This is a genomic window from Stutzerimonas nitrititolerans (genome assembly GCF_003696285.1).
GTDB lineage: Bacteria > Pseudomonadota > Gammaproteobacteria > Pseudomonadales > Pseudomonadaceae > Stutzerimonas > Stutzerimonas nitrititolerans.
In genome coordinates this window covers 1-25487 of sequence record NZ_RFFL01000003.1, presented here as the reverse complement: position 1 = coordinate 25487, position 25487 = coordinate 1, and the positions used below count along the sequence as shown (strand labels likewise).

Genomic DNA, 25487 nt, shown 5'->3' with positions numbered 1-25487 from the left:
ATGCGCTCAGCTCTTCTTCTGAGCGAACAACGCATCGAGGCTCTGCTCGAAAGCGTGGTAGTTGATGCGATCGTAGAGTTCCATGCGGGTCTGCATGGTATCGACCACATTCTTCTGCGTGCCGTCGCGTCGGATCGCGGTATAGACGTTCTCCGCCGCCTTGTTCATGGCGCGGAAAGCCGACAGCGGATAGAGCACCAGGGAAACGTCTACCCCGGCCAGTTCCTCGGTGGTGTACAGCGGCGTGGCGCCGAATTCGGTGATGTTGGCCAGGATCGGCGCCTTCACGCGATCGGCGAAGGTCTTGTACATCGCCAGTTCGGTGATCGCCTCGGGGAAGATCATGTCGGCACCCGCCTCGATGCAGGCGGCAGCGCGATCCAGGGCGGCGTTCAGGCCTTCCACGGCCAGCGCATCGGTACGCGCCATGATCACGAAGCTGTCATCGGTACGGGCATCGACGGCCGCCTTGATGCGGTCGACCATTTCCTGCTGGGAGACGATCTCCTTGTTCGGGCGATGGCCGCAGCGCTTGGCGCCGACCTGGTCCTCGATATGGATGGCCGCAGCGCCGAACTTGATCATCGACTTGACGGTGCGCGCCACGTTGAACGCGGAGGAGCCGAAACCGGTATCCACATCCACCAGCAAGGGCAGATCGCAGACATCGGTGATGCGGCGCACGTCGGTCAGCACGTCGTCCAGGCCACTGATGCCCAGATCCGGCAGGCCCAGCGAGCCGGCCGCGACGCCACCACCGGACAGGTAGATGGCCTTGAAGCCGGCACGCTGCGCCAGCAGCGCATGGTTGGCATTGATCGCGCCGACGACCTGAAGCGGATGCTCGTTGGCCACGGCGTCACGGAAACGCTGACCGGCAGTGGGAAGAGTCATGCATTACCCCTTTATATGTGGTGTTTGTTCCAGAGCGCTCTTGAAGTGGCGCTCGACGTTACGCTTGGAGGCAGCGATATGGCGGCGCATCAGCAGCTCCGCCAGTTCGCCATCGCGATCGGCAATGGCGTCGAGGATCCGGTGATGCTCGGCGAAGGCCTGGTGCGGCCTGTTAGGTGTAGTGGAGAACTGGATGCGGTACATGCGCACCAGTTGATAGAGCTCGTCACACAGCAACTTGGCCAGGGTGCGGTTGCCGCTGCCCTGGATGATCCGATAGTGAAAGTCGAAATCGCCTTCCTGCTGGTAGTAGCCGACTCCGGCCTGAAAGGCCTCGTCGCGCTCGTGGGTCTGCAACACCTGGCGCAGCTCGTCGATCTCGCTTTCGGTCATGCGCTCGGCGGCCAGCCGGCAGGCCATGCCTTCCAGGGACTCGCGAATCTCGTAGAGTTCGATCAGCTCGGCATGACCGAGCGATACCACCCGTGCGCCCACATGTGGCACCCGCACCAGCAGCTTCTGCCCTTCCAGCCGGTGGATCGCCTCACGCAGCGGCCCGCGGCTGATGCCGTAGGTGCGTGCCAGCTCCGGCTCGGAGATCTTGCTCCCCGGCGCGATCTCGCCCTTGACGATGGCTGCCTGGATCAGGCGGAACACGTGCTCCGAAAGTGTTCCACTGTCGGCCTGCCCAGAAAGAGGTACATCCACTACATCCAGCATGATTGTCGACACATTGATCCGATATGTGAGGCAAGCTACCCCCGAGGCACCAGATCGTCAAGGCATCCAAAAGTATATTGTCGACACATGGAAATTCGACAAAGGCGATGGCCGCACTCGGCGCATGGCCTTTCACAGCCAGTCGCGACCCCCAAAACGCCATGCTAGAATGCCGCGCTACATCGCGTTCAGTACCCACCGGCCGCTCTCAAGTCGGTGGGCCTGCTCCTTCCCGCGCTCCTTCGACCTCCCGAAAAAAACAACTGGATCTATGAGAGTCAAACCCTACTCATTGTTGCTCTGCTTGCTGCTGACCCCCTTTATCAGTCACGCCGAGAGCAAAACCGTTTACGGGCTCAACGAGCATGTCGCGCTACCGGACTTCGATCTGGAACTCCCCGCCAAGCTGGATACCGGCGCACAGACCGCCTCGCTCAGCGCGCGCGACATCGAGCGTTTCAAGCGTGACGGGAAGAACTGGGTACGTTTCTATCTGGCGATCGACGAGGCACACGCGCACCCGATCGAGCGCCCGCTGACGCGCATCAGCAGGATCAAGCGCCGTGCCGGAGACTTCGACCCCGAGGAAGACAAGACCTACACGGCCCGCCCCGTCATCGAGCTGCAGATGTGCATGGGCACCGCCCTGCGCAACATCGAAGTGAACCTGACGGACCGTACCGCTTTCCAATACCCGCTTCTCATAGGTTCCGATGCGCTTACCCGCTTTGGCGCGCTGATCGATCCAAGCCTTACCTACGTGGCCGGCAAGCCCGGTTGCATCACCGAATCCGACGCTGACGAGTAATACCCATGCGCGCGCTTACCCTGCATCTGAAAGTACTGATCTTCCTGCTCGTCGCCCTGGGCATCTCGATTACCGCGTACCAGATCTTCGTTCTCGGCATTCCGGTGGCTGAAAACGAAACGGATGACCTGTGGAATATCGACGCCAAGGTCGAGTTCCAGGCCAACGCCCGCGAGCCGGTCAAGCTGCAGATGTACGTACCGCCGCTGAACCAGGAATTCGTCAGCCTCAACGAAAGCTTCATTTCCAACAACTACGGCGTCAGCATCAACCGTGCCGATGGCAACCGCCGGGTGACCTGGTCCGCGCGCCGGGTCAACGGCAGCCAGACGCTGTATTACCGCCTGGTGCTGACCAAGCGCTACAGCGGTGAGCAGACCCGGGCCGAAGGCCCGATATTCCGCGACAGCATCCCCGTCGAGGGCCCCGAGAAGATCGCCGCCGAAGCCCTACTGTCGCCGATTCGCCAGCACTCGGCCGACGTCGAGACCTTCATCAGCGAAGCCATCAAGCGCGTCAACAACGCCAATGACGACAACGTGAAGCTGCTGCTGGGTGGCGATACCGATTCGTCCAACAAGGCACGGGTCATCGAGCTGCTGCTGTCCATCGCCCACGTTCCCATGGAGCGCGTACACACCGTGCGCCTGGCCAGCGAAATCGCCCAGACGCCGGAACTCTGGCTGCGCAGCTTCAATGGCAACAAGTGGCTGTACTTCAACCCGGAAACCGGCGAACAGGGTCTGCCGGCCGACCGCCTGATCTGGTGGACCGGCGACGAGCCTCTGCTCAGCCTCGAAGGTGGCCGCAATGCACAGGTTTCCTTCACGCTCAACCGCAGCGAAATGAACGCCATCCGCCTGGCCAAGCTGACCGACGAGAACACCGACGCGGATTTCCTCGAGTACTCGCTGTACGGCCTGCCACTACAGACCCAGCAGACCTACCAGATCATGATCATGATCCCCATCGGCGTGCTGGTGATCCTCATCCTGCGCAACCTGGGCGGCCTGCAGACCCTCGGTACCTTCACCCCGGTGCTGATCGCCCTGGCCTTCCGCGAAACGCAGATCGGCTTCGGCATCATCCTCTTCACGCTGATCACCGCGCTGGGGCTGTCGCTGCGCTCCTACCTGGAACACCTCAAGCTGCAGATGCTGCCGCGGCTTTCGGTGGTGCTCACCTTCGTCGTAGTGCTCATCGCGGTGATCAGCCTGTTCAGCCACAAGCTCGGCCTGGAACGCGGCCTCTCGGTATCGCTGTTCCCAATGGTGATCCTGACCATGACCATCGAACGCCTGTCCATCACCTGGGAAGAACGCGGCGGCGGCCATGCCTTCAAGGTGGCGGTCGGCACCCTGATCGCCGCGAGCCTGTCGTTCATGCTGATGAACATCCCGGAACTGACCTACTTCATCTTCACCTTCCCGGCGGTGCTGCTGATCATGGTGGGCTTCATGCTGGCGATGGGTCGCTACCGCGGCTATCGGCTGACCGAGCTGTTCCGTTTCAAAGCCTTTCTGAAGGATTGAGCCCATGTTCGGTCTGATCAAAACCTGGAAGGCCCTCGAAGCCAAAGGCATCATGGGCATCAATCGCCGTAATGCCGACTATGTGCTCAAGTACAACAAGCGCAACCTGTACCCGATCGTCGACGACAAGATCATCACCAAGGAACGCGCCATCGAGGCCGGCATTCACGTACCGGAAATGTACGGGATCATCGAGACCGAAAAGGACATCGACAAGCTCAAGGACATCGTCAAGGATCACGTCGACTTCGTCGTCAAGCCGGCGCAGGGTGCCGGCGGCGACGGCATCCTGGTGATCGCCGACCGCTTCGAGGGCCGCTACCGGACGGTTTCGGGAAAGATCATCACCCATGAGGAGATCGAGCATCAGATCTCCAATATCCTCACCGGCCTTTATTCGCTGGGTGGTCTGCGCGACCGCGCGCTGATCGAGTATCGGGTGACGCCCGACCCGATCTTCAAGAGCATCAGCTACGAAGGCGTACCGGACATCCGCATCATCGTGCTGATGGGCTACCCGGTCATGGCCATGCTGCGCCTGCCGACCCGCCAGTCCGGCGGCAAGGCCAACCTGCACCAGGGCGCCATCGGCGTCGGCGTGGATCTGGCCACCGGTATCACCCTGCGCGGCACCTGGCTGAACAACAAGATCTCCAAGCACCCCGACACCACCAACGCGGTGGACGGTGTGCAACTGCCCAACTGGGACGGCTTCATGAAGCTGGCGGCGGGCTGCTACGAACTCTGCGGCCTGGGTTACATCGGCGTCGACATGGTGCTCGATGTGGACAAGGGGCCGCTGATCCTCGAGCTCAACGCGCGCCCCGGGCTGAACATCCAGATCGCCAACGACTGTGGCCTGACCCATCGGACCCAGGCCGTGGAGTCGCGCATCGCCGATCTCCGGGAAAAAGGCATCCAGGAAACCCCCGAGCAGCGCGTGGCCTTCGCGCAGGAACTGTTCGGGCATGTTCCGGCTCACGACTAGAATCTGCTGGCGTTTCGCTCGCATCCGCGCCGAAACGCCAACAGCCCCTAGTAGTCACTGCTGATCGGCCCCGCGCCTCCACCGAAACCGCCATGTCCGTCTGTACACTGCACCCTCTTCCCTACCGCCCCGACCCGAGTGCCTGGTTCGCGCGTATTCGCCAGGCACCCGGCGCCGTGCTGCTCGACTCCGGCCGCCCCACCGCCGAGCGTGGTCGCTACGACCTGCTGAGCGCCTGGCCGCTGGCGATACTGCAACCCGGGGCCGGCGAAGCGGGACGCGATTTTCTGCAACGTCTGCGCCTGGCGCTGCGCACGCTGGAACCAGCCGAGGCGCCTGCCGACAGTCCTCTGCCCTTCGTCGGCGGTTTGATCGGCATGTTCGCCTACGACTTCGGCCGCCATCTCGAACAGCTGCCCCACCGCAGCGTGGACGACTGTGCCCTGCCGGCGGCACGCATGGGTCTGTACGCCTGGGCGCTGGTCAGCGATCACCAGTTGCAGCGCAGCCAGCTGGTCTTTCATCCGAGCGTCGAGGAAGACGAGCGAAACCGGCTCGTCAGGCTGTTTACCGCAGACGCCACGCCCAGCGCTGCGACGTTCCAGCTGCAGGGGCGCTTCGAGGCCGATATCGATGCGGCCGAATATCGCCAGGCGCTCGGCCGCATCCAGGACTACATCCAGGCAGGCGACTGCTACCAGGTGAACTACGCGCAGCGCTTCCGCGCCCGCTGCCAGGGCGACGCCTGGGCTGCCTACTGCAGCCTGCGCGCGGCCTGCCCAACACCGTATGCGGGCTTCATGGCGCTGGAGGAAGGCGCCATTGCCAGTCTTTCGCCGGAGCGCTTCCTGCGTCTCGGCGCTGGCGAAGTCGAGACGCGCCCGATCAAGGGCACTCGTCCCCGCCGGACCGATCCTCACGCCGACGCCGCCGAGGCACAGGCGCTGCTGGCCAGCCCCAAGGATCGTGCGGAAAACCTGATGATCGTCGACCTGTTGCGCAACGACCTGGGCCGCAGCTGCCAGGTCGGCAGCATCCGCGTGCCCGAACTCTTCGCGCTGGAGAGCTACCCCAACGTTCACCATCTGGTCAGCAGCGTGGTCGGAACGCTTGCCGAAGGTTGCGATGCCTTCGACCTGCTCGCCGGCAGCTTTCCCGGCGGCTCGATCACCGGTGCACCCAAGATCCGCGCCGTGCAGATCATCGACGAGCTGGAACCCAGCGACCGCTCGATCTATTGCGGCTCGCTGCTGTACATCGACGTACGGGGCGAAATGGACAGCTCGATCGCCATCCGCACCCTATTGTTCAAGGACGACCAGGTCCGCTGCTGGGGCGGCGGCGGCATCGTCGCCGACTCCGATTGGCAAGCCGAGTATCAGGAATCGATCGACAAGGTACGAGTACTGATGGAGACGCTCGAGGGGCTCCGCTAAGCAGTCAGCGTGCGATATAGCGCCTTAACCGCTCGTAGTCGGCGTCCCCAGCCGCAACAAGCCCGGTCGCCTGCTGAGAATCGAAGAAAGCCGCGAGTGCCGGCGAGTTGGCGAACATCAGCTCGCTGACTCGTCGTTTCAGGGTCGGACTCAGCCCGCCGGAGAATACAAAGGGATCGTAGTGGATCGGTTCCGAGCGCCACAGGACCCGCAAGGTATCGCGTTCCATGCGTTGCGATTGCAGATATTGGTCCGCCCGCACGCTGGCGACGAATGCGGCGTCCACCCTGCCCTCCAGCAGAGCATCCAGTGCGTTGTCATGGGAGCCGGCATATACCTGCGCAGCGAAGAAGCGCTCCAGGCGGGTTCCGGCAGCGGCGGCGAATTCGCTATTGGGTATCAGGCTGCCCGAGGTGCTCGCCGGATCGGTCAGTGCCACGCGACCGCCCTTCAGCTGTGATACCCGCGAAATACCGCTGGCACGGCGCACCAGCAGGATTGACCGATAATGATTCCCCGCAGCCGTGAAATACCCCTCGTCCAGCGTGAGCCTGGCGAAGGGCTCGATATGTGGGTCCCGCTGCTTGGCGATCAGGTATGACGCCGGCCCCAGCCAGGCGATGTCGACGCCACCAGAGACGATGGCATCGATCACGCTCTCATAGGACCGGGTCGGCACCACCTCTACCGGCATACCCAGCTCGTCGCTCAGGTAGGCAATCAGCGGTTGGTATTCGCTGATCAGCTCCTCGATGCCTTTCTTGGGGATCAGGGCGATACGCAGACTTTCCGTATCACCTTCGGCATGCAGTGGCGCCGCGAACAGCAGCACGAACAAAGCGACGATAGCCTTCCTGATCAGATACATAGCGCCGAAACCTCGCGGCCGGATGCGAATTCGGGAACGTCTTCGGCGGCTACGGGCCGGCTGAAATGGTAGCCCTGCGCGATATCGCAGCCGGCCAGTTTCAGGCTCACGACCTGGCCGCGGGTTTCCACGCCTTCGGCGACGACCTGCAACCCCATGCGCTTGGCGAGGATGATGGTGGACGAGACGATCGGGCTGTCATCGTGGCTGTTGCTCAAGGGTGCGATCAGGCTACGGTCCAGCTTCAGCTTGGTGATCGGCAGTGCCTGCAGGTGGGCAAAGCCGGCATAGCCACGGCCGAAGTCGTCCAGGCTGATGCTGACCCCGGCCGCCTTGAGCATTGCCAGTTGCCGAAGGGCGATGCCCTCGCGATCGACGATCGCCGTTTCGGTGATCTCCAGCTCGATCCAGCCGGGCTCCAGGCCGCACTCCTCCAGCACTTCGAGAACCTTGTCGCTGAAGCCGGGCTGGTTCAGCTGCAGCTGCGAAACGTTGATACCCATGCACACCGTCGAACCCTGGGCGCGCCATTGCGCCAGTTGCCGGCAGGCGAGCTGCAGCACCTCCATGCCCAGCGGCACGATGAAGCCACTGCGCTCGGCGATCCCGATGAAACGATCCGGGTAGATGAGCCCGAACTCCGGATGCTGCCAGCGCACCAGGGCCTCATAACCGATGACCTTCATGTTCTCCAGCCTGACCTGCGGCTGGTAATGCAGCACGAACTGATGCTTCCTCAAGCCGTCGCCAAAGGCCTGCTCGAGCTGGAACTCCTCGATGCTGGTCAGGTTCAGCGAGGGGTCGTAGAAGCGGAACTGGCCGCGGCCGGCCTGCTTGGCCGAGTACATCGCCGCATCGGCGTTACGAATGAGGCTGTCGATGTCCTCGGCATCGCGCGGACAGATGGCGACACCGATGCTGGGGCTGGTATTCAGCTCGCGACTCTCCAGCGAATAAGGCGCCGAGATACGCTCGACCAGCGTGGCGGTCCAGTCGGCGATCTGCTGCTCGCTGCGTTCACCGGCCAGCAGCACGACGAATTCATCGCCACCGAAACGCGCCGCCAGGTCTCCGGGCTCCAGCAGACGTTGAACCCGCCCGGCGACTGCCTGGAGCAGCTGATCACCGGTCTTGTGGCCCAGGGTGTCGTTGATCGACTTGAAGCGGTCCATGTCCATGAACAGGATCGCCAGCAAGCGACGCGTGCTCCGCTGCTCGGCAAGCATCGCGCTGGCGAGCTGGAGAAACTCGCGGCGGTTGTACAGACCGCTCAGGTGGTCCGTCGAAGCGGCTCGGCGGCTGCGTTCGTGCTCGTTCTGCAGGCTGGCGATCAGTTGCTGCTTGCTCTGCTCGGATTGCTGCAACGCGACCAGCACCCGCTGTTGCTGGCCCAGCATGCGAATCAGCCAGAGCACCACGCATAAAATCACTCCCGACATGGCCAGGCTCAGCCACCGCTGCGGCACCTGCACGGCTCTCACTGGCTCGAGTATTTCCTCGTACTGCTGGCTGATCGCGATGCTGAGCGCCCGCTCGGGGAGCTGGCTGTACAGGCTCAGATAGACCGCGCCTTCCAGGGTGTGAATCCGCCGCCCGGACGCTTCGCCGGTAGCCAGCCGCAGCGGTTGCCCGCCAAAGACCACGCCACTGCTGTCCGCCCTGAGCCGCTCCTGGCCAGTGCTGTCCAGCAGATGCACCAGGCCGGTACGCCCGAGTTCGATGCGCTGGATCAGCGACGCCAGATAGCCCACGTCCATCTCGATCAGCATGATGTAACGCAACTGACGCTGCCCCGCGTCGGAAAGCGGCAGCAGCAAGGGCAAGCGCCAGCTCGGCGTGTCGCTGCGCCCCACTCCGGCGGCCAGCGATGGCAGGAACGGCTTGAAGGCAAAGCGCTCGGCCCTGGCCCGATACTGCTCCAGCCAGGAATCCGGTAGCGCCGCGGGCATGCTTTCGTGGCTGGAGAATAGTTGCGTGCCGGCAAGGCTGTAGATGCCGACGCGGCTGAATACCGGATCGTCCGCCAGCATTCGCGACAGATGGGGTGACAGCTTCGAAGGCGTATCGAAGGGTTGCTCGAACCAGGCGCCCATGGCCTCGGCGCGGTCGGTGAGGTGCCTGAGGCTCTCGGCGATGGCCGTCGCCAGGCTCAGGTGCTCGGCCGCCCGTGCTTCGAGCGCTTCGCTCCTGGCGGTCGAGAACTGCTGGTGATGGATGATCCAGATGAACGCGACGATGGCGACGCCCAACGCTACCGTGACCAGCTTGATCGACTCCAGCGAAGTGGCGGGCTTCAGGCGTATCACTGGAAAGTACCGATCCGGCAGCGCAGGGAGCATCAGATTGCCACTACTCGATGACGAATCTGTGACCGAAGCCACTCGTCCGGGCATTCCGTCGGTCCCTCAAGTAGTCACCGGCAATGCCGATAGCGGCCACTGATCGATCCATCCTCTGGCCGAAGCTCCCATGACCTTTCTGAAAACCATCCAGGCACGCTACCTGACCACGTTCGCCACCCTGACCGTCGTTGCCATCGCGTTGACGCTGCTGGGTATCCAGAAATTCGTCGCCCCGCAACTCGAAGAGACCGAAATCCGGCTCGTCGAGGAAAAGGTGGACGAAATCGCCCAGGCCATCCAGCTCAACCTGGCGCGGATCGAAAGTCAGTCGCGCGCCATTACCCAGACGGCCGCGCTGCTCCAGAGCGAACAGATCGATGCCGTATTACCCAGGCTGATCGACCAGTACGGGGACCCGAAGGTATTCGGCGGCGGCATCTGGCCTCTTCCGAACATGCGCACACCCGGACAGGCCAAGCACAGCACCTTCTATCACCGCGACGCCCAGGGCCGGCTGGTGCTCAACACCCACTGGAACAGCGCCGAATCGCTCAATTACTTCGAGCAGCCCTGGCACAAGGCCGGTCTCCAGGCGCCGAGCGGGCACTGCGCCTGGGCGGCCGCCTACAAGGATGACGCCAGCGCGGAGCCGCGCACCAACTGCGCCATGGCGATTCGCAAGGATGGCAAGGCCTATGGCGTGTCCACCATCGACCTCACGCTGGGCTTCTTCAACGAGCTGGTGGCCAACAAGGAGAAGGAGATCCAGGGCCAGATCATGATCGTCGAGGCCGATGGCAAGATTCTCAGCAACCTGCCGGCGCTGAACGAGCAGATCGTGCTGAAGAACGTCTCGGAGCTGGCTGCGCGAACACCCTTCGTCGCCCAGATCGGATCGGCGCTCGATCGCGGCGAGCATCGCGTCTTCAGCGAATTCGAAGCGGCGGACGGCGAGCCGACCGCCTTCTTCCTCAAGCCCATCGAGGGCACGCCCTGGCTGCTGGCCACCGCCCTGCCGAGCCGCCTGCTGACGGAGAAGACCAGTGCGATGCTCGGCACCCTGGGCTGGCTGCAACTGCCCATCGTCGCGCTGCTGCTGTTGCTGATGGTGGTTGCCCTGCGCACCCTGATGCGCCGGCTGCAGCTGTTGACGGCGAACATCCAGTCGCTGTCGTCCGGCGATGCCGATCTCACCCGCAGAATCGGGATCAAGGGTGACGACGAAGTGGACCACATCGGTGTGGCGGTGAATGACTTCATCGTCTACCTGCAGGAGATGATCGCGGACCTGGCCGCCTCGTCCCGGCAGATCTCCGCCGAGCTCGATCAGCTCAAGCGCCAGTCCAGCCAGACCAATGCCATCCTGGCGCGCCACGCCAGCGAGACCGACCAGGCGGTGACCGCCATCACCGAGATGAGCTCCACCGCCGACTCCGTCGCACAGAGCGCGAACGAGACCGCGAGCTTTACCCAGGCGGCCAACGAGCACGCCGCGCAATCGCGCCGGACGGTCGAGGAAGCCGCGAACAGCGTCCTGGATCTGGTCAACGAGGTCGAAACGGCCACCGCCCAGGTCCAAGCCATGCAGCAAGATGCACGGCGGATCAACGATGTGCTGGGCGTGATCGGCGAGATCGCCGGCCAGACCAACCTGCTCGCGCTCAACGCCGCCATCGAGGCCGCCCGCGCCGGTGAGCAGGGCCGCGGATTCGCCGTGGTGGCCGACGAAGTTCGCGCGCTGGCGGCCCGCACGCAGCAGAGCACTTCGCAAATCGACGAGATGCTGGCGGCGCTGCAAAACGCCGTGGATGCCGCCGTGGCGGCGATGGAAAAAACCCGCGACAGCTGCCAGGCCACCGCGGACAAGACCACGCGCGTCAATAGCGGCCTGGATCAGATGGCGGACTCGACCAATCGCATCCACGACCTCAGCGCACAGATCGCGGCCGCTGCCGAAGAACAGAGCGCCGTGAGTGGCGAGATCAATCAGAACATGGTGGCGGTTCGCGACATGGTCGACGAACTGGTGGAGAGCGGCGTGACCGTCGGCCGCAGCACCGATGCGCTGTCAGCCTCGAACGACCGCCTGATCGGCATGGTGAATCGCTTCAAGCTGCAGTGAGAACGGGCCGGCGGAGGTGTCGGCTGGCAAAGTTGTACCGGTTGTAGGGCAAGCGCTGGCGCCCCTTGCCTCGACCCGCACAAGTTGAAAAACACTGACCCAAGTCATTTCGGTGGCTGCAACGGCGGAGCTTAATGGCCAGACATCCGAAAGGAGGGTCTAGCCATGACTGAGTCAACGCAAAGGCTCCGCCTCGGTGCCCTGGTCGCACTGGTGGTCGGTTCGATGATCGGCGGCGGCATCTTCTCGCTGCCACAGAACATGGCGGCCAGTGCGGGGGCCGGTGCGGTACTGATCGGTTGGGCGATCACCGCGGTGGGCATGCTCACCCTCGCCTTCGTGTTCCAGACCCTGGCCAACCGCAAGCCCGAACTGGATACCGGCGTCTATGCCTATGCCAAGGCCGGGTTCGGCGACTACATGGGCTTTTCCTCTGCCTGGGGCTACTGGATCAGCGCCTGGATCGGCAACGTCAGCTACATGGTCCTGCTGTTCAGCACCCTGGGGCTGTTCTTCCCGGTCTTCGGCGAAGGCAACAGCCTGGCGGCCATCGTCTGCGCCTCGCTGCTGCTCTGGGGCATCCATTTCCTGGTGCTCAACGGCATCAGGGAGGCCGCGTTCCTCAACCTGATCACCACCATCGCCAAGGTCGTGCCGCTGGTGCTGTTCATCGTGATTACCGCCCTGGCCTTCAAGGTCGAGGTCTTCACCGCCGACTTCTGGGGTTCGGGCAACCTCGAGCTGGGCAGCGTGATGGACCAGGTGCGCGGCATGATGCTGGTCACCGTCTGGGTGTTCATCGGCATCGAGGGCGCCAACATCTATTCGGCACGCGCGCAGAATCGCCGCGACATCGGCAAGGCGACCGTCATCGGTTTCTACGCCGTGCTGCTGCTTCTGGTGCTGGTGAATGTGCTGTCGATGGGCATCATGAGCCAGCCGGAGCTCGCCGCGCTGAAGAATCCCTCCATGGCCGGCGTGCTGGAGCACGTGGTCGGACGCTGGGGGGCGCTGCTGATCAGCGTCGGGCTGGTCATCTCGCTGCTCGGCGGGCTGCTGGCATGGACGCTGCTCTGCGCCGAGATCCTCTTCGCCGGCGCGCGCGACCACACCATGCCGACCTTCCTGCGCAAGGAAAACGCCAAGCAGGTGCCGAGCAATGCGTTGTGGCTCTCCAACGGGCTGATCCAGCTGATGCTGATCGTCACCCTGTTCAACGACGCGACCTACCTCAACCTGCTGTACCTGGCCACCTCGATGATCCTGGTGCCGTACTTCTGGTCGGCCGCCTATGCGGTGCTGGTCAGTTGGCGCGGCGAGACCTACGAAAGCGACCCCGACGAGCGCCGCAAGGACCTGTCGATCGCACTGGTCGCCCTGCTCTACGCCGCCTGGCTGCTCTACGCCGGCGGCATCCAGTACCTGCTGCTGTCGGCCCTGCTCTATGCCCCCGGCGCGCTGTTTTTCGCCAAGGCCAAGCGCGAGCTGGGCCAGCCAGTGTTCACCACGCTGGAAAAGCTCATCTTCGTTGCCGTGCTCATCGGCGCGCTGATCGCGGCCTATGGTCTGTATGACGGCTTCCTGACCCTTTGACTCACCCTGGCCTCCTTCGCGGAGGCCCGTGACAGGAGATTTCGATGCCTACTTCCACTCAACGACTCGGCGTGCATTCCGAGGTCGGCAAGCTGCGCAAGGTGCTGGTCTGCTCGCCGGGACTGGCCCACCAGCGGCTCACCCCGTCCAACTGCGACGAGTTGCTGTTCGACGACGTGCTATGGGTCAGCCAGGCCAAGCGCGACCACTTCGATTTCGTCACCAAGATGCGCGAGCGCGGCGTCGAAGTGCTGGAAATGCACAACCTGCTCACCGACATCCTCCACGACGCCGAGGCGAAAGGCTGGATTCTGGATCGCAAGCTGACGCCCAACCTCGTCGGCCTCGGCCTGCACAACGAAGTGCGCGCCTGGCTGCAGGAACTCGAGCCGCGCCGGCTCGCCGAATTCCTCATCGGCGGTGTCTCCGGCGATGACCTGCCCGGTACCCACAGCGGCGAGATCGTGCGGATGTTCCGTGAATATCTCGGCCACTCCAGCTTCATCCTGGCGCCGCTGCCGAACACGATTTTCACCCGTGACACCACCTGCTGGATCTACGGCGGCGTGGCGCTCAACCCCATGCACTGGACCGCGCGTCGCCAGGAAACGCTGCTGGCCGCTGCGATCTACAAATTCCACCCGACCTTCGCCGGCGCCGATTTCAAGGTCTGGTACGGCGATCCGGATCTGGACCACGGCCTCGCCACCCTGGAAGGCGGCGACGTCATGCCGATCGGCAACGGCGTGGTGCTGATCGGCATGGGCGAACGCTCCTCGCGCCAGGCCATCGGCCAACTGGCGCAGTCGCTGTTCCAGCAGGGCGCGGCCGAGCGGGTGATCGTCGCCGGCCTGCCGGTCGGTCGCTCGTCGATGCACCTGGACACAGTGTTCAGCTTCTGCGACCGCGACCTGGTGACGATCTACCCCGAAGCGGTGCAGGCCATCACCTCCTTCAGCCTGCGCCCGGACGACGGCAAGCCCGGCGGCATCGACCTGCGCCGCGAGGAAAAGGGCTTCATCGAGGTGGTCGCCGAGGCGCTTGGCATACAGCAGTTGCGCACGGTGCATACCGGCGGCGACAGCTACGAGGCCGAGCGCGAGCAGTGGGACGATGGCAACAACGTGGTGGCACTGGAGCCCGGCGTGGTGATCGGCTACGACCGCAACACCCACACCAATACCCAGCTGCGCAAGGCCGGTGTCGAGGTCATCACCATCGATGCCAGCGAGCTGGGCCGCGGGCGGGGCGGCGGGCACTGCATGACCTGCCCGATTGTCCGCGACCCCGTCGACTACTGAGGCGACCACGATGGCCTTCAACCTGCACAACCGCAACCTGCTCAGCCTCGCCCATCACAGTGAGCGGGAGCTGCGCTATCTGCTCGACCTGTCGCGCGACCTCAAGCGCGCCAAGTACAGCGGCATCGAACACCAGCACCTGGAGGGCAAGAACATCGCGCTGATCTTCGAGAAGACCTCCACGCGCACCCGCTGCGCGTTCGAGGTGGCCGCCTACGACCAGGGCGCCAACGTCACCTATATCGACCCGACCTCCTCGCAGATCGGTCACAAGGAAACCATGAAGGACACCGCCCGCGTGCTCGGGCGCATGTACGACGCCATCGAGTACCGCGGCTACAGCCAGCACGTCGTCGAGGAACTGGCGCAGTTTTCCGGTGTGCCGGTGTTCAACGGCCTGACCGACGAATACCACCCAACCCAGATGCTCGCCGACGTACTGACCATGCGCGAGCACTGCGACAAGCCACTGCACGAAATCAGCTACGCCTACGTCGGCGACGCTCGCAACAACATGGGTAATTCGTTGCTGCTGGTCGGCGCCAAGCTCGGCATGGACGTGAGGATCGGCGCGCCCAGAGCGCTCTGGCCAAGCGCGGAGCACATCGCCGCCTGCCAGGCATTCGCCGACCAGTCCGGCGCACAGTTGACGCTCACAGAAGACCCGTGCGAGGCGGTGCGGGGCGTCGACTTCATCCACACCGACGTCTGGGTGTCGATGGGCGAGCCGGTTGAGACCTGGGGCGAGCGCATCGGCCAACTTCTGCCCTACCAGGTCAATGCCCAACTGATGAAGGCGAGCGGCAACCCGCGGGTGAAATTCATGCACTGCCTGCCGGCCTTCCACAACGCCGAGACCCGGATCGGCCAGGAGATCGTCCAGCATCATCCGCAGCTGGCCGGCGGCATCGAGGTCACCGAGGAGGTGTTCGAATCGCCGGCATGCATCGCCTTCGACCAGGCCGAGAACCGCATGCACACCATCAAGGCCGTGCTGGTGGCGACCCTCGGCGATATCTGAAACGGAGGATAAGGATGCGCATCGTCATAGCCCTGGGAGGCAACGCCCTGCTGCGCCGCGGCGAACCCTTGACCGCCGACAGGCAGCGCGAGAACGTGCGGATTGCCTGCCGCCAGATCGCGCTGGTGGCGCCCGGCAACCAGTTGGTGATCGCCCACGGCAACGGCCCGCAGGTCGGGCTGCTGGCCTTGCAGGGCGCCGCCTACGACCCGGACGGCGCCTACCCGCTGGACGTGCTCGGCGCGCAGACCGAAGGCATGATCGGCTACATGATTGAGCAGGAACTGGGCAACCTGCTGCCTGCCGAAACGCCCTTCGCCACCCTGCTGACCCAGGTCGAAGTGGATGCCGACGATCCGGCCTTCGCCGCGCCGAGCAAGCCCATCGGCCCGGTATATAGCCGTGAGGAAGCCGAACGACTGGGTGCGGACAAGGGCTGGAGCATGGCCGCCGATGGCGAGCATTTTCGCCGCGTGGTGCCAAGCCCGCGGCCCAGGCGGATCTTCGAGATTCGCCCGATCCAGTGGTTGCTGGAGCGTGGTTGCGTGGTGACCTGCGCCGGCGGGGGCGGCATCCCGACGGTCTACGACGAGCAGCGCAAGCTGCGCGGCATCGAGGCGGTGATCGACAAGGACCTCTGCTCGGCATTGCTGGCCGAAGAGCTGCGGGCCGACCTGTTGCTGATCGCCACCGACGTCGACGGCGCTTACCTGGATTGGGGCACGCCGGCACAGAAGGCCATCGCCCACGCCCATCCCGACGCGCTGGAACGGCTATCCTTCGCCGCCGGCTCCATGGGACCGAAGGTCCAGGCGGCCTGCGAATTCGTCCGGCACACCGGCAAGGATGCGGTGATCGGCGCACTGGCGGATATCGAGGCGATCGTCCGCGGTGCCGCGGGAACGCGTGTCAACCTCGACGGGACGGGCATCCGCTCTTATGGATGATGCCCACAAGCTGGAAAAACCTCTGGCCACCCCAACCGGTTTCAGGTGCCCCCGAGCTCCTTGATAGGAGCCCTTCCGGCAAGCAGCTGGCTGAGCACCGCGCGCATCTTGCCGGCCTTGACCGGCTTGTTCAGTACCGGCACGCCGAGGCCCTGCAGCTGCTTGCGACACTGGTCGCTGCGATCGGCGGTGATCATCACCACCGGAATCGCCTCGCCGAAACGCTCGCGCAATGCCTGCGCCACTTCCCAGCCGGTGGTGCCCTGGTCGAGATGGAAATCGGCCAGGATCAGCTCCGGCGCCCGGCCGTCCAGCACGGCGATCGCCTGCGCCCGATCGGTCGCCGTGAGCACCTCGCATCCCCACTGGCCGAGCAGCGCGGCCATGCTGTGCAGGATGCTCAGCTCGTTATCCAGCACCAGCAGCCGCCGCCCCGGCAAGGGGTCGCCCAGTTGCGGCACGCTGACCAGCGCCTCCAGATTGCGCCTGGGCATCGATTCGCTCAATGGCACCTCGATGCTGAACACCGAGCCGCGCCCCGGTTGCGACCTGACCTGGATGCGGTAGTCGAGCATCTTGGCGATGCGCTCGACGATGGCCAGTCCCAGGCCGACGCCGCGCCGCTCGGCGGCACGCTCGACCCCGAGCTGATTGAATTCGAGGAAGATCGACTGCAGCTGGTCCTGGGCGATGCCACGGCCGGTATCCCAGACCTCGATGCGCAGCGAACCACCGCGTTTGCGTGCGCCGAGCAATACCCGACCACGTTCGGTGTAACGGCAGGCATTGCTGAGAAAGTTGCGCAGGATGCGGCTCAGCAGGCGGAAATCGGTCTGGATCGCATGGCGCGGAATGAAGTGCACGAGTTGCAGCCCCGCCGCCTCGGCGACCGGCTGGAACTCCGACACCAGCGGCAACAGCACCTCGTCGAGGCCGTAGCTGTCGATGTCCGGCTTGATCGCGCTCTGGTCCAGCTTGGAAATATCCAGCAAGTCAGTAAGCAGGTCCTCGGCGCCTTCCAGCGCTTGGTGCGCCCGCAGCACCAGATTGCGTTCGGCGCACGGCAAATCCCGTTCGCACAGGGTGGAGATCAATAGCCGCGCCGCATTCAGCGGTTGCAGCAGATCGTGGCTGGCGGCGGCCAGGTACTTGTCCTTGCTGAGGTTGGCCGCTTCGGCGGCATCGCGGGCTTCGCGCAGCTCGCAGGTGCGTTCGGCCACGCGCTGTTCCAGTTGCTCGTTGAGCTGCAGCAGCCGCTGTTGCGCCTGCTTGCGTTCGGTGATGTCGGCGACGAAGCCTTCCACCAGGCCGTCTTCGTCCGGTTTGAGCAGCAGGTTCATCATGACGTCGATGAAGCTGCCGTCCTTGCGCCGCAATCGGGTCTCATAGCCGAACAGGCCCAGCTGGCTGCTCAGGGTATGGCGAATCTGCAGCAGCTCTTCTTCACCGCCGATGAACAGGTGGTGCGACAGATCGGTCAGCGCCCACAGCGCGTCCTCCGGACTGTCGTAGCCGAGCATGCGTGCCAGGGCCGGGTTGGCCGCGCGAATGCCCTCCTGCAGGCTGGCCTGGAAGATGCCGTGCACCGCATGCTCGAACAGCCACTTGTAGCGGTTGCGCTCGGCCTCCAGCTCCTCCAGGCGGCTCAGCAACTCGGGGTAATGACTCTTGCGCGCCGAATGGCTGCCGAAGCCGAGCAGCTGGGTCAGGGCCTGCTGCTGATCGTCAGAGGGCTTCGGCATAGACGACCTCGACATCGCGCTGGGTAGAAGAGCGAGGGTTGGTGAGGATGCAGGGATCCTGCATCGCATGCTGCGACAGGAAGGGGATGTCCGACAGGTCGACGCCATGCAGGCCGAGGCTTTCCTTGAAGCCGATCGATTGCTTGAGGCTGATCAGATGCTGCACCAGGCGCTCACGGATCTGCCGGTGGTTCAAGCCGCGCGTATCGATGCCCAGCGTCTGCGCGACGATCTTGAAGCGATCCGGCGCGGCGTCGTAGTTGAACGCCACCACGTGCTCGACCAGCACCGCGTTGCACAGCCCGTGAGGTAGATCGAGATAGCCGCCTAGGCTGTGGGACATGGCATGTACGGCGCCCAGAATCGCGTTGGAGAACGCCAGCCCGGCCTGCATGCTGCCGAGCATGATCTGCTCACGCAGGGCGATATCCGTCGGGTTGGCGATCATCTGCACCAGATTGCCGTTGATCAGCCGCATGGCTTCCAGCGCGTGGGGATCGGTCAGCGGGCCGTTGCCGGTGGAGACGAACGCCTCGATGGCGTGTACCAGCGCGTCGATGCCGGTACAGGCCGACAGGAAGGGGTCCATGCTCGCCGTGGTTTCCGGGTCGATCAGCGAAACGTCCGGCACCGCCGCCTTGCTGACGATGGAGAACTTCATGCGCTCGTCCTGGTTGGAGATGATCACGAACTGCGAAACGTCGGCCGAGGTGCCGGCCGTGGTGGGAATCAGGATCAGCGGCGGGCTGGGCACGCGCAGGGTATCCACCCCTTCGAACTCGACGATATGGCGACCGTGGGCGACCACGATGCCGATGCCCTTGGCGCAGTCCATCGGGCTGCCGCCGCCCACCGCGACGATCACGTTGCAACCTTCGTTGCGATAGACCTCGGCACCGAGCATCACCTCTTCGCAACGCGGGTTGGGCGATACATCGGTGAACAGGTGGTGCTCGATGTTCTGCCGCTCAAGGCTGGCCTGCACGTCGGCTACCCAGCCAGCGGCCACCACACCGGGGTCGGAAACCACCAGCACCTTGCGCGCGCCGAAGTTGCTGGCGCAGGTGCCGACACTGTGGCGGCAACCGGCACCGAAGATGATTTCAGGGGAAACGAATTTACGCTGGAGGCTGATATTCGGGCTCATCACCGTGGCCTTTATTATTTTTTGTAACAACCGCGCAAGCCTACTGGATTGGTCGGGTAAAGCAATGCGCCCAAGGCATGGCCCGCTTCGCTTGCCTTCCCTGGTGCGTGCCGTTCAAAGCAACCGCTGGTAGAAGCGCCATTCGCGTTCGAGCGCGTCAGCCAGATTCACCGCATCGCGAAAGCCATGGCGCTCTTGCGGGTAGAGCCGATACGCCACCTCGACGCCGCCGGCTCGCAACTTTGCCACCATGGACTCGGTCTGTTCGGGCAGCACCACGGCATCCTGGCCGCCCTGGAAGAAAATCACCGGCGCCGTGATGCGCTCGGCATTGCGCAGTGGCGCGCGTTCGTCGTAGCGCTCAGGATTCTTCTGCGGATCGCCGATCAGCCAGTCCAGATAGTCTGCCTCGAACTTGTGCGTGACGCGGCGCAGTGCCAGCGGATCGCTGACGCCGTACAGGCTGGCGCCGCCGCGAAACAGGTCGCTCGCCACCAGCGCACAGAGCGCCGTGTAACCGCCTGCACTGGAGCCCCGGATGAACACCCGCGACGGGTCGATCTGCCCGCCAGCCGCCAATGCGTGAACAGCCTGGCAGGCGTCCTCCACATCCAGCACGCCCCACTGCTCGCGCAACCTGTGCCGGTAGGCACGCCCGAAACCGCTGCTGCCACGGTAGTTCACATCGACCACGGCAAAGCCGCGCTGGGTCCAGAACTGGATGCGCGGATCGAACACCGGATAACAGGCCGAGGTCGGGCCGCCGTGAATGAACACCACCAAAGGTGGCCGCTCGCCCGGCATACCGCAGTACTTAGCATTGTTCGGCAAGTAGAGATAAGCGTGGGCGGACTCGCCCTGCCCCGTGGGGAAATACAGGCTCTGCGGGCGCGAAAGCTGGGTGTCGGGCAGCGGCTGTTCACCACCGGCCAGGACGCTGGTTTCGCCACTGTCGCGGTCGATCTTCAGCACCGAGGCGGTGCGATCCGCCGAGCCTGCGATGCAATAGAAGGAGCGCTCGTCGACCGCCAGCTGGCGACAGCGGGAATAGTCCGCGGCCAGCTGACGTAGGCCATGGGCGCCCTGTTCGAAGAGCAGGCCGAAGCCGTCGCGCATCCGCGTCAGCAACAGCCCGCTGCCAGCCAGGGGTTGATAGCTGATCGTGCCCAGCTGCCAGGGCGCCGGGGCGCAGTCGAACCCCGTATGCGTCTCAGCACTTTCCTGTTCGTACGGCTCGAACCGCCCTGCACGCTCGCGCCAGGGCTGCCACCCACCATCGCGATCGCTCAGGCAATAAAGAGTCCCGTCCTCGGCAAAACGCGGCTCCTGCAACGATTCCTGCCCATCGGCACCGGCCAGGCAGAGAACATGTCCCCAATGCCCGTCGACCGTGCGCTCGGCACAGCACAAGCGGGTTGCAGTCCAGGGCTGTTCGGGGCGGCTCCATTCGATCCAGGCCAGGCGTCCACCTTCCGGATCGAGCGCGGGCGAGGAATAGAAATCGGCCCCCTCGACCAGCACGCGCCGCTCGCCGCCATCGAGGGCGAGGCTCACCAGACGGTGCTCGACGCCCGGCTCGCCATGGCGCTCTTCCAGGGCGACGATGACATTGCCGCGACGATCGAACTGCAGGTCGCCGTAGCGACACTCCAGGTTCCGGCTCAGCGCGACCGGCTCCTGCTGGCACAGGTCCTGGATATAAATCTGCTGATCCGCCTCGTTGGCGAAGGCAACCCCCTGCGCGGTCAGGCAGAAGGCGCCACCGCCGTATTCATAGACGCGGCTGCGCAGCGAGAAGCCGGCCGGCGTCAGGCAGTTCGCCTGCCCTTCCCGCCAGTACCAGAGCGTGCAACGCGCATCCGCCGGGTCGTACTCGATCCAGAACAGCCCGCCATGACCGGCCCGCAACTCGGCGAAGTCTCGGCTGGCGGCGGCAGCCCGCTCGGCGCTCCATTCGCTGGGCCAGGAACCATAGGGGATAGCGGTTTTGCTCATGCTTGCATCCATCGTTCAGCGGCCCGGCCAGCGCCGGGTTCAGACCTTGAGGATGAGCCTCGAGGCCTTTTCGTTGCGGTAGCGCAGTTGATCGAGGCCCGGCGCATCCTGCTCGGCCTGCTGGCGCGCGGCGAGGATGACGCCGTGCTGCGCCGACTTGCTGCACACCGGGTCGGCATTCGCAGCGTCGCCGGTGAGCATGAACGCCTGGCAACGGCAGCCACCGAAGTCCTGTTCCTTCTCGTCGCAACTGCGGCAGGGTTCGGGCATCCAGTCGTAGCCGCGAAACTTGTTGAAGCCGAAGGAATGCCGCCAGATGTATTCGATGCTGTGCTCGCGCACGTTGGGAAACTCCACCGGCAGCTGGCGCGCGCTGTGGCACGGCAATGCGGTGCCGTCGGGAGTGACGTCGAGGAAAAGGTTGCCCCAGCCGCTCATGCACGCCTTGGGGCGCTCTTCGTAATAGTCGGGCGTCACGAAGATCAGCTTGCAGGGATGATTCTCGGCAGCGAGCCGCTCGCGCCACTGGTTGGTGATGCGTTCGGCCCGCTCCAGTTGCGCCTTGCTCGGCAACAGGCCGGCGCGGTTCAGCTCAGCCCAGCCGTAGAACTGGCAGGTGGCCAGCTCGACGAAATCCGCTTCCAGCTCCAGGCACAGCTCGATGATGCGCTCGATGTTGTCGATGTTGTGCCGATGGGTGACGAAGTTGAGCACCATCGGGTAGCCATGCCGCTTCACCGCGCGGGCCATTTCCAGCTTCTGCGCGAAGGCCTTCTTCGAGCCGGCCAGCAGGTTGTTCACCTCTTCGTCGGCAGCCTGGAAGCTGATCTGGATATGGTCCAGCCCGGCTTCGGCGAAGCGGGCGATCTTCTCTTCGGTCAGGCCGATGCCCGAGGTGATCAGGTTGGTGTAGTAACCCAGCCCGCGGGCCGCCTCGATCAGCTCGGCCAGGTCCTGGCGCACCAGCGGCTCGCCACCGGAAAAGCCCAGCTGCGCCGCGCCCATCTCCCGCGCCTGGCGGAACACCTCGATCCACTCGGCGGTACTCAGCTCCTCATGGCTGCGAGCGAAATCCAGCGGGTTGGAGCAGTACGGGCATTGCAGCGGGCAGCGGTAGGTCAGCTCGGCGAGCAGCCACAGCGGCGGACCGGGCTCGTAGCCGGGCTTAACGAAGCTCGATCCAGAACCGTTCAACGGCCACCTCCACGAACGCCAGGATGTCTTCTTCGATGCCCTCCGCGCCGGGAAAGCTTGCCTGGAGCTCGGCAACGATGCCGCCCACCGAGCGCGCGCCATCGACCCGCTTGAGGATCTCGGCGGCGCTGTCGTTGAGCTTGATCATGCCCTCCGGATAGAGCAGCACGTGGCAGCCTTGCGCCGGCTCGAACTGGAAGCGGTAGCCGCGGCGCAAGGTCGGGACTTTCGGCAGGATGTTCTCGGTCATGTCGGGTCACTCGCCAAAGGTCGAAGAATGGGAAGTCCGCGTGGCGCTCTCCCACATGGAATGCTTATCCACCCTACGCCGTTTTCCGGCGAGGGGATATCCGCCGTCACAGCTCGATACCTTTGTGCCAGATTCGCTCACGGGTGACGGTGTGGTACGGCGGGCGGTCCAGCTCGTAGGCCATGCTCATGGCATCGAGCATGCTCCACAACACGTCCAGCTTGAACTGCAGGATGTTCAGCATTCGTTCCTGCGCGTCGAGCGTGCGGTAATGCCCGAGGGTGATGCGCAAGCCGTGCTCGACATCGCGCCGCGCTTCCTTCAGGCGCTTGCGGAAATAGTCGTAACCGGACGCCTCGATCCAGGGGTAATGCTGCGGCCAGGCATCCAGGCGCGACTGGTGGATGGTCGGCGCGAAGAGTTCGGTCAGCGAGCTGCTCGCCGCTTCCTGCCAGGAAGCGCGACGCGCGAAGTTGACGTAGGCGTCCACCGCGAAGCGCACGCCGGGCAGCACCAGCTCCTGCGACAGCACCTGCTCGCGGTCGAGCCCCACCGCCTCGGCCAGTCGCAGCCAGGCCTCGATGCCGCCCTCCTCGCCGGGCGCGCCGTCATGGTCGAGGATGCGCTGGACCCACTCGCGGCGCGCATCGCGATCCGGACAGTTGGCCATGATCGCCGCATCCTTCAGCGGTATGCAGACCTGGTAGTAGAACCGGTTGGCCACCCAGCCCTGAATCTGCTCCCGGGTAGCCTGCCCGGCGTACATCGCTCGATGGAAAGGGTGATGGATATGGTAGTAGTCGCCCTTGGCACGCAGCGCCTGTTCGAATTCGGCTGGGGTCATCGCTGGCAGGGTCATCGCGGCTTCCTTTGCGGCGCCCCGCAGGCGGGACGGCGGTTGCTCTGTAGAGTGCGCGCTGCGCACCGGCTGTGAAGGCTTGGCACTACAACTCGATGCTCATGCCATCGAAGGCCACTTCGATGCCGTGCTCGTCGAGCATGGCGCGTTCGGGCGAGTCCTGGTCGAGTATCGGGTTGGTGTTGTTGATATGGATGAGGATCTTGCGCGCTGCCGGCAGGCCGTCGAGCACCTCGATCATGCCGCCCGGGCCGCTCTGGGGCAGATGACCCATTTCGCTGCCCAGCTTGTCGCCGACCTCACGCACGCGCATTTCGTCGTCGCGCCAGAGCGTGCCATCCACCAGCAGACAATCGGCGCCGCGCATGGTGCCCAGCAGCGCCTCGCTCACCTGGCCCAGGCCCGGCGCATAGAACAGCTTGCCGCCGGTGCGGCGGTCTTCGATGAACAGGCCGATGTTGTCGCCCGGATGCGGATCGTTGCGGTGCGGCGAATACGGCGGCGCCGAGCTGCGCAGCGGAATCGGCGTGATGACGAGATTCGGACAGGCCGGGATGACGAAGCTGCCGTCCAGCGCGATGGGGTTCCACTTCAGGCCGCCGTTCCAGTGCTCGAGCATGTTGAACAATGGAAAGCCCGTGGTCAGGTCCTGGTGGACCATCTCGGTGCACCAGACTTCATGCGGGCAGCCTTCGCGCAAGGTCAGCAGGCCGGTGGTGTGATCGATCTGGCTGTCGAGCAGGATGATCGCGCCGATCGCTGTATCGCGCGGCTTGCGCGCCGGCTGCAGGGCGGGAAAGGCCTCCAGTTGCGCACGGATGTCCGGCGACGCATTGCAGAGAATCCAGTCCACGCCGTTGTCGCTGATGGCGATGGACGACTGGGTACGCGCCTGGCCGCGCAAGGTGCCGGCGCGCAGGCCCGCACAGTTGGTGCAGTTGCAGTTCCACTGAGGAAAACCACCGCCCGCAGCGGAACCGAGAATCTGGATGAACATGGAACCCTCCCCGATCAAGGCCCCGGCCGAAGCCGGGGCGGAACAGTCAACGATTGGCGAAGTACATCGTCACTTCGAAACCAATACGCAGATCGCTGTACTCGGGTTTAGTCCACATGGCTCGGTCCTCAGTTCTTATGGTGATGCCGGAAACGCCCGGCAACTTCATTAAGCACCCTGCCCGCAGTCAGCAGAATGGTACTTTGGAACGAGATTTCGACCTGCCTTGGTAGTGGCCCGGTGCCTCGCGGGCCGCCCGCCTGGAACAAAAAAAACGCGGCCAGAAGCCGCGCTGCGTAACGAGCCACCCGGGCGTCACGGGGATGACGGCCCGGCGAGGCTCGGCACCATGGGTGCCTGCCAAAGTAACCGGCGTCTAGGGTCTGTTCCCGCTTCGTACGCGTCCGCGCCGGAGCCTGTTTTTGCGCGAGGCAAGGCGCGAGGAGTGAAGTTTGGTCGTTCCAAATGAGCGACGAGAAACGCCGCATCGCGCAAAAACAGGCCCGGCCCGAAGGGTTGCGCGGCAAATGTCGCCATGCGGCGTTGCGGAACTTGGCAAGGGAGCGACCATTGCCTGCGTCCCGCGCCTTGCCTGGCGCCATTTGTCGCAGCAACGCGGAGTGCGACGAAACGGGAACAGACCCTAGGGAGCGCACGCCGGTGCCCATCCAGTCAGAAGAAACCGAGCGGATTGATGTCATAGCTGATCAGCAGGTTCTTGGTCTGCTGGT

The 25487-nt window shown here is 64.3% G+C and carries 22 protein-coding genes; 10 read left to right on the top strand and 12 right to left on the bottom strand.

Going from position 1 to position 25487, the window contains the following annotated elements; translation table 11 throughout:
- Nucleotides 1–6: 6 nt before the first annotated feature.
- Nucleotides 7–894 carry a methylisocitrate lyase gene (gene prpB, locus EA795_RS04120; RefSeq protein WP_014853068.1) on the bottom strand — a complete coding sequence of 296 codons (888 nt, stop codon included), beginning with the start codon at nt 892–894 and terminating at the stop codon, nt 7–9.
- A gap of 3 nt (nt 895–897) precedes the next feature.
- Nucleotides 898–1614, bottom strand: a complete 717-nt coding sequence (locus EA795_RS04115) for a GntR family transcriptional regulator (RefSeq protein WP_058074863.1) — start codon at nt 1612–1614, stop codon at nt 898–900.
- Nucleotides 1615–1885: 271 nt separating this feature from the next.
- Between EA795_RS04115 and rloA the strand changes: the two genes are divergently transcribed.
- The 4 genes from rloA (at nt 1886) to pabB (ending at nt 6378) form a co-directional block, all read left to right on the top strand.
- On the top strand, nt 1886–2422 hold the full coding sequence (gene rloA / locus EA795_RS04110) for a retropepsin-like aspartic peptidase RloA (protein WP_043942617.1): 537 nt from the start codon (nt 1886–1888) through the stop codon (nt 2420–2422).
- 5 nt (nt 2423–2427) lie between these two features.
- Nucleotides 2428–3954 carry an osmotic stress tolerance membrane protein RloB gene (rloB, locus tag EA795_RS04105; RefSeq protein ID WP_014853071.1) on the top strand — a complete coding sequence of 509 codons (1527 nt, stop codon included), beginning with the start codon at nt 2428–2430 and terminating at the stop codon, nt 3952–3954.
- 4 nt (nt 3955–3958) lie between these two features.
- Nucleotides 3959–4942 carry an alpha-L-glutamate ligase-like protein gene (locus tag EA795_RS04100; protein ID WP_014853072.1) on the top strand — a complete coding sequence of 328 codons (984 nt, stop codon included), beginning with the start codon at nt 3959–3961 and terminating at the stop codon, nt 4940–4942.
- A gap of 92 nt (nt 4943–5034) precedes the next feature.
- Nucleotides 5035–6378: an aminodeoxychorismate synthase component I gene (pabB, locus tag EA795_RS04095; protein WP_122075721.1), complete on the top strand. Its 1344-nt coding sequence runs from the start codon at nt 5035–5037 to the stop codon at nt 6376–6378.
- Nucleotides 6379–6382: 4 nt separating this feature from the next.
- Here pabB and EA795_RS04090 read toward each other — a convergent pair whose 3' ends face one another.
- Both EA795_RS04090 and EA795_RS04085 read right to left on the bottom strand, forming a co-directional pair.
- A complete protein-coding gene (locus tag EA795_RS04090; RefSeq protein WP_240644985.1) occupies nt 6383–7246 on the bottom strand; it encodes a phosphate/phosphite/phosphonate ABC transporter substrate-binding protein in 864 nt (287 codons plus the stop codon).
- Nucleotides 7237–9552, bottom strand: coding sequence for a putative bifunctional diguanylate cyclase/phosphodiesterase (locus tag EA795_RS04085; protein ID WP_122076020.1), 2316 nt, complete (start codon nt 9550–9552; stop codon nt 7237–7239). The genes EA795_RS04090 and EA795_RS04085 overlap by 10 nt, the downstream gene beginning before the upstream one ends.
- 163 nt (nt 9553–9715) lie before the next feature.
- Here EA795_RS04085 and EA795_RS04080 point away from each other — a divergent pair, with 163 nt between their 5' ends.
- From EA795_RS04080 to arcC, 5 genes are all read left to right on the top strand, one after another.
- The gene (locus EA795_RS04080; protein WP_122075719.1) at nt 9716–11710 is read left to right on the top strand and encodes a methyl-accepting chemotaxis protein; all 1995 of its coding nucleotides are present in this window, start codon (nt 9716–9718) and stop codon (nt 11708–11710) included.
- A gap of 165 nt (nt 11711–11875) precedes the next feature.
- On the top strand, nt 11876–13303 hold the full coding sequence (gene arcD / locus EA795_RS04075; RefSeq protein ID WP_122075717.1) for an arginine-ornithine antiporter: 1428 nt from the start codon (nt 11876–11878) through the stop codon (nt 13301–13303).
- Nucleotides 13304–13347: 44 nt separating this feature from the next.
- Nucleotides 13348–14604 carry an arginine deiminase gene (gene arcA / locus EA795_RS04070; protein WP_122075715.1) on the top strand — a complete coding sequence of 419 codons (1257 nt, stop codon included), beginning with the start codon at nt 13348–13350 and terminating at the stop codon, nt 14602–14604.
- Nucleotides 14605–14614: 10 nt separating this feature from the next.
- On the top strand, nt 14615–15625 hold the full coding sequence (locus EA795_RS04065; RefSeq protein WP_122075713.1) for an ornithine carbamoyltransferase: 1011 nt from the start codon (nt 14615–14617) through the stop codon (nt 15623–15625).
- A gap of 14 nt (nt 15626–15639) precedes the next feature.
- Nucleotides 15640–16572 (top strand): carbamate kinase, encoded by a 933-nt coding sequence (arcC, locus tag EA795_RS04060; protein WP_122075711.1) that lies wholly within the window; start codon nt 15640–15642, stop codon nt 16570–16572.
- Nucleotides 16573–16613: 41 nt separating this feature from the next.
- Here the strand turns inward: arcC and EA795_RS04055 are convergent, their stop codons facing one another.
- The 8 genes from EA795_RS04055 to pqqA form a co-directional block, all read right to left on the bottom strand.
- Complete coding sequence (locus EA795_RS04055) at nt 16614–18314, bottom strand: hybrid sensor histidine kinase/response regulator (protein WP_122075709.1); 1701 nt, start codon at nt 18312–18314, stop codon at nt 16614–16616.
- Nucleotides 18298–19461, bottom strand: coding sequence for an alcohol dehydrogenase-like regulatory protein ErcA (gene ercA / locus EA795_RS04050; RefSeq protein ID WP_014853082.1), 1164 nt, complete (start codon nt 19459–19461; stop codon nt 18298–18300). Before ercA ends, EA795_RS04055 begins: the two co-directional genes overlap by 17 nt.
- Nucleotides 19462–19575: 114 nt before the next feature.
- The gene (locus EA795_RS04045; protein ID WP_122075707.1) at nt 19576–21456 is read right to left on the bottom strand and encodes a S9 family peptidase; all 1881 of its coding nucleotides are present in this window, start codon (nt 21454–21456) and stop codon (nt 19576–19578) included.
- Nucleotides 21457–21495: 39 nt separating this feature from the next.
- The gene (pqqE, locus tag EA795_RS04040) at nt 21496–22650 is read right to left on the bottom strand and encodes a pyrroloquinoline quinone biosynthesis protein PqqE (protein WP_058074870.1); all 1155 of its coding nucleotides are present in this window, start codon (nt 22648–22650) and stop codon (nt 21496–21498) included.
- Nucleotides 22622–22900, bottom strand: coding sequence for a pyrroloquinoline quinone biosynthesis peptide chaperone PqqD (gene pqqD, locus EA795_RS04035; protein ID WP_014853085.1), 279 nt, complete (start codon nt 22898–22900; stop codon nt 22622–22624). The genes pqqE and pqqD overlap by 29 nt, the downstream gene beginning before the upstream one ends.
- 106 nt (nt 22901–23006) lie before the next feature.
- Nucleotides 23007–23759 (bottom strand): pyrroloquinoline-quinone synthase PqqC, encoded by a 753-nt coding sequence (gene pqqC / locus EA795_RS04030; RefSeq protein ID WP_122075705.1) that lies wholly within the window; start codon nt 23757–23759, stop codon nt 23007–23009.
- A gap of 85 nt (nt 23760–23844) precedes the next feature.
- A complete protein-coding gene (gene pqqB, locus EA795_RS04025) occupies nt 23845–24756 on the bottom strand; it encodes a pyrroloquinoline quinone biosynthesis protein PqqB (protein WP_058074871.1) in 912 nt (303 codons plus the stop codon).
- Nucleotides 24757–24802: 46 nt separating this feature from the next.
- On the bottom strand, nt 24803–24874 hold the full coding sequence (gene pqqA, locus EA795_RS04020; protein ID WP_115028541.1) for a pyrroloquinoline quinone precursor peptide PqqA: 72 nt from the start codon (nt 24872–24874) through the stop codon (nt 24803–24805).
- A gap of 347 nt (nt 24875–25221) precedes the next feature.
- Between pqqA and EA795_RS21360 the strand changes: the two genes are divergently transcribed.
- On the top strand, nt 25222–25487 hold a 266-nt coding region (locus EA795_RS21360; protein ID WP_240644984.1), incomplete at its 3' end, for a hypothetical protein.

Bases quoted from the DNA above. Each gene is read 5' to 3' on its own strand.
- prpB (WP_014853068.1), bottom strand. From the start codon at position 894: ATGACTCTTCCCACTGCCGGTCAGCGTTTCCGTGACGCCGTGGCCAAC.
- EA795_RS04115 (WP_058074863.1), bottom strand. From the start codon at position 1,614: ATGCTGGATGTAGTGGATGTACCTCTTTCTGGGCAGGCCGACAGTGGA.
- rloA (WP_043942617.1), top strand. From the start codon at position 1,886: ATGAGAGTCAAACCCTACTCATTGTTGCTCTGCTTGCTGCTGACCCCC.
- rloB (WP_014853071.1), top strand. From the start codon at position 2,428: ATGCGCGCGCTTACCCTGCATCTGAAAGTACTGATCTTCCTGCTCGTC.
- EA795_RS04100 (WP_014853072.1), top strand. From the start codon at position 3,959: ATGTTCGGTCTGATCAAAACCTGGAAGGCCCTCGAAGCCAAAGGCATC.
- pabB (WP_122075721.1), top strand. From the start codon at position 5,035: ATGTCCGTCTGTACACTGCACCCTCTTCCCTACCGCCCCGACCCGAGT.
- EA795_RS04090 (WP_240644985.1), bottom strand. From the start codon at position 7,246: ATGTATCTGATCAGGAAGGCTATCGTCGCTTTGTTCGTGCTGCTGTTC.
- EA795_RS04080 (WP_122075719.1), top strand. From the start codon at position 9,716: ATGACCTTTCTGAAAACCATCCAGGCACGCTACCTGACCACGTTCGCC.
- arcD (WP_122075717.1), top strand. From the start codon at position 11,876: ATGACTGAGTCAACGCAAAGGCTCCGCCTCGGTGCCCTGGTCGCACTG.
- arcA (WP_122075715.1), top strand. From the start codon at position 13,348: ATGCCTACTTCCACTCAACGACTCGGCGTGCATTCCGAGGTCGGCAAG.
- EA795_RS04065 (WP_122075713.1), top strand. From the start codon at position 14,615: ATGGCCTTCAACCTGCACAACCGCAACCTGCTCAGCCTCGCCCATCAC.
- arcC (WP_122075711.1), top strand. From the start codon at position 15,640: ATGCGCATCGTCATAGCCCTGGGAGGCAACGCCCTGCTGCGCCGCGGC.
- EA795_RS04055 (WP_122075709.1), bottom strand. From the start codon at position 18,314: ATGCCGAAGCCCTCTGACGATCAGCAGCAGGCCCTGACCCAGCTGCTC.
- ercA (WP_014853082.1), bottom strand. From the start codon at position 19,461: ATGAGCCCGAATATCAGCCTCCAGCGTAAATTCGTTTCCCCTGAAATC.
- EA795_RS04045 (WP_122075707.1), bottom strand. From the start codon at position 21,456: ATGAGCAAAACCGCTATCCCCTATGGTTCCTGGCCCAGCGAATGGAGC.
- pqqD (WP_014853085.1), bottom strand. From the start codon at position 22,900: ATGACCGAGAACATCCTGCCGAAAGTCCCGACCTTGCGCCGCGGCTAC.
- pqqC (WP_122075705.1), bottom strand. From the start codon at position 23,759: ATGACCCTGCCAGCGATGACCCCAGCCGAATTCGAACAGGCGCTGCGT.
- pqqB (WP_058074871.1), bottom strand. From the start codon at position 24,756: ATGTTCATCCAGATTCTCGGTTCCGCTGCGGGCGGTGGTTTTCCTCAG.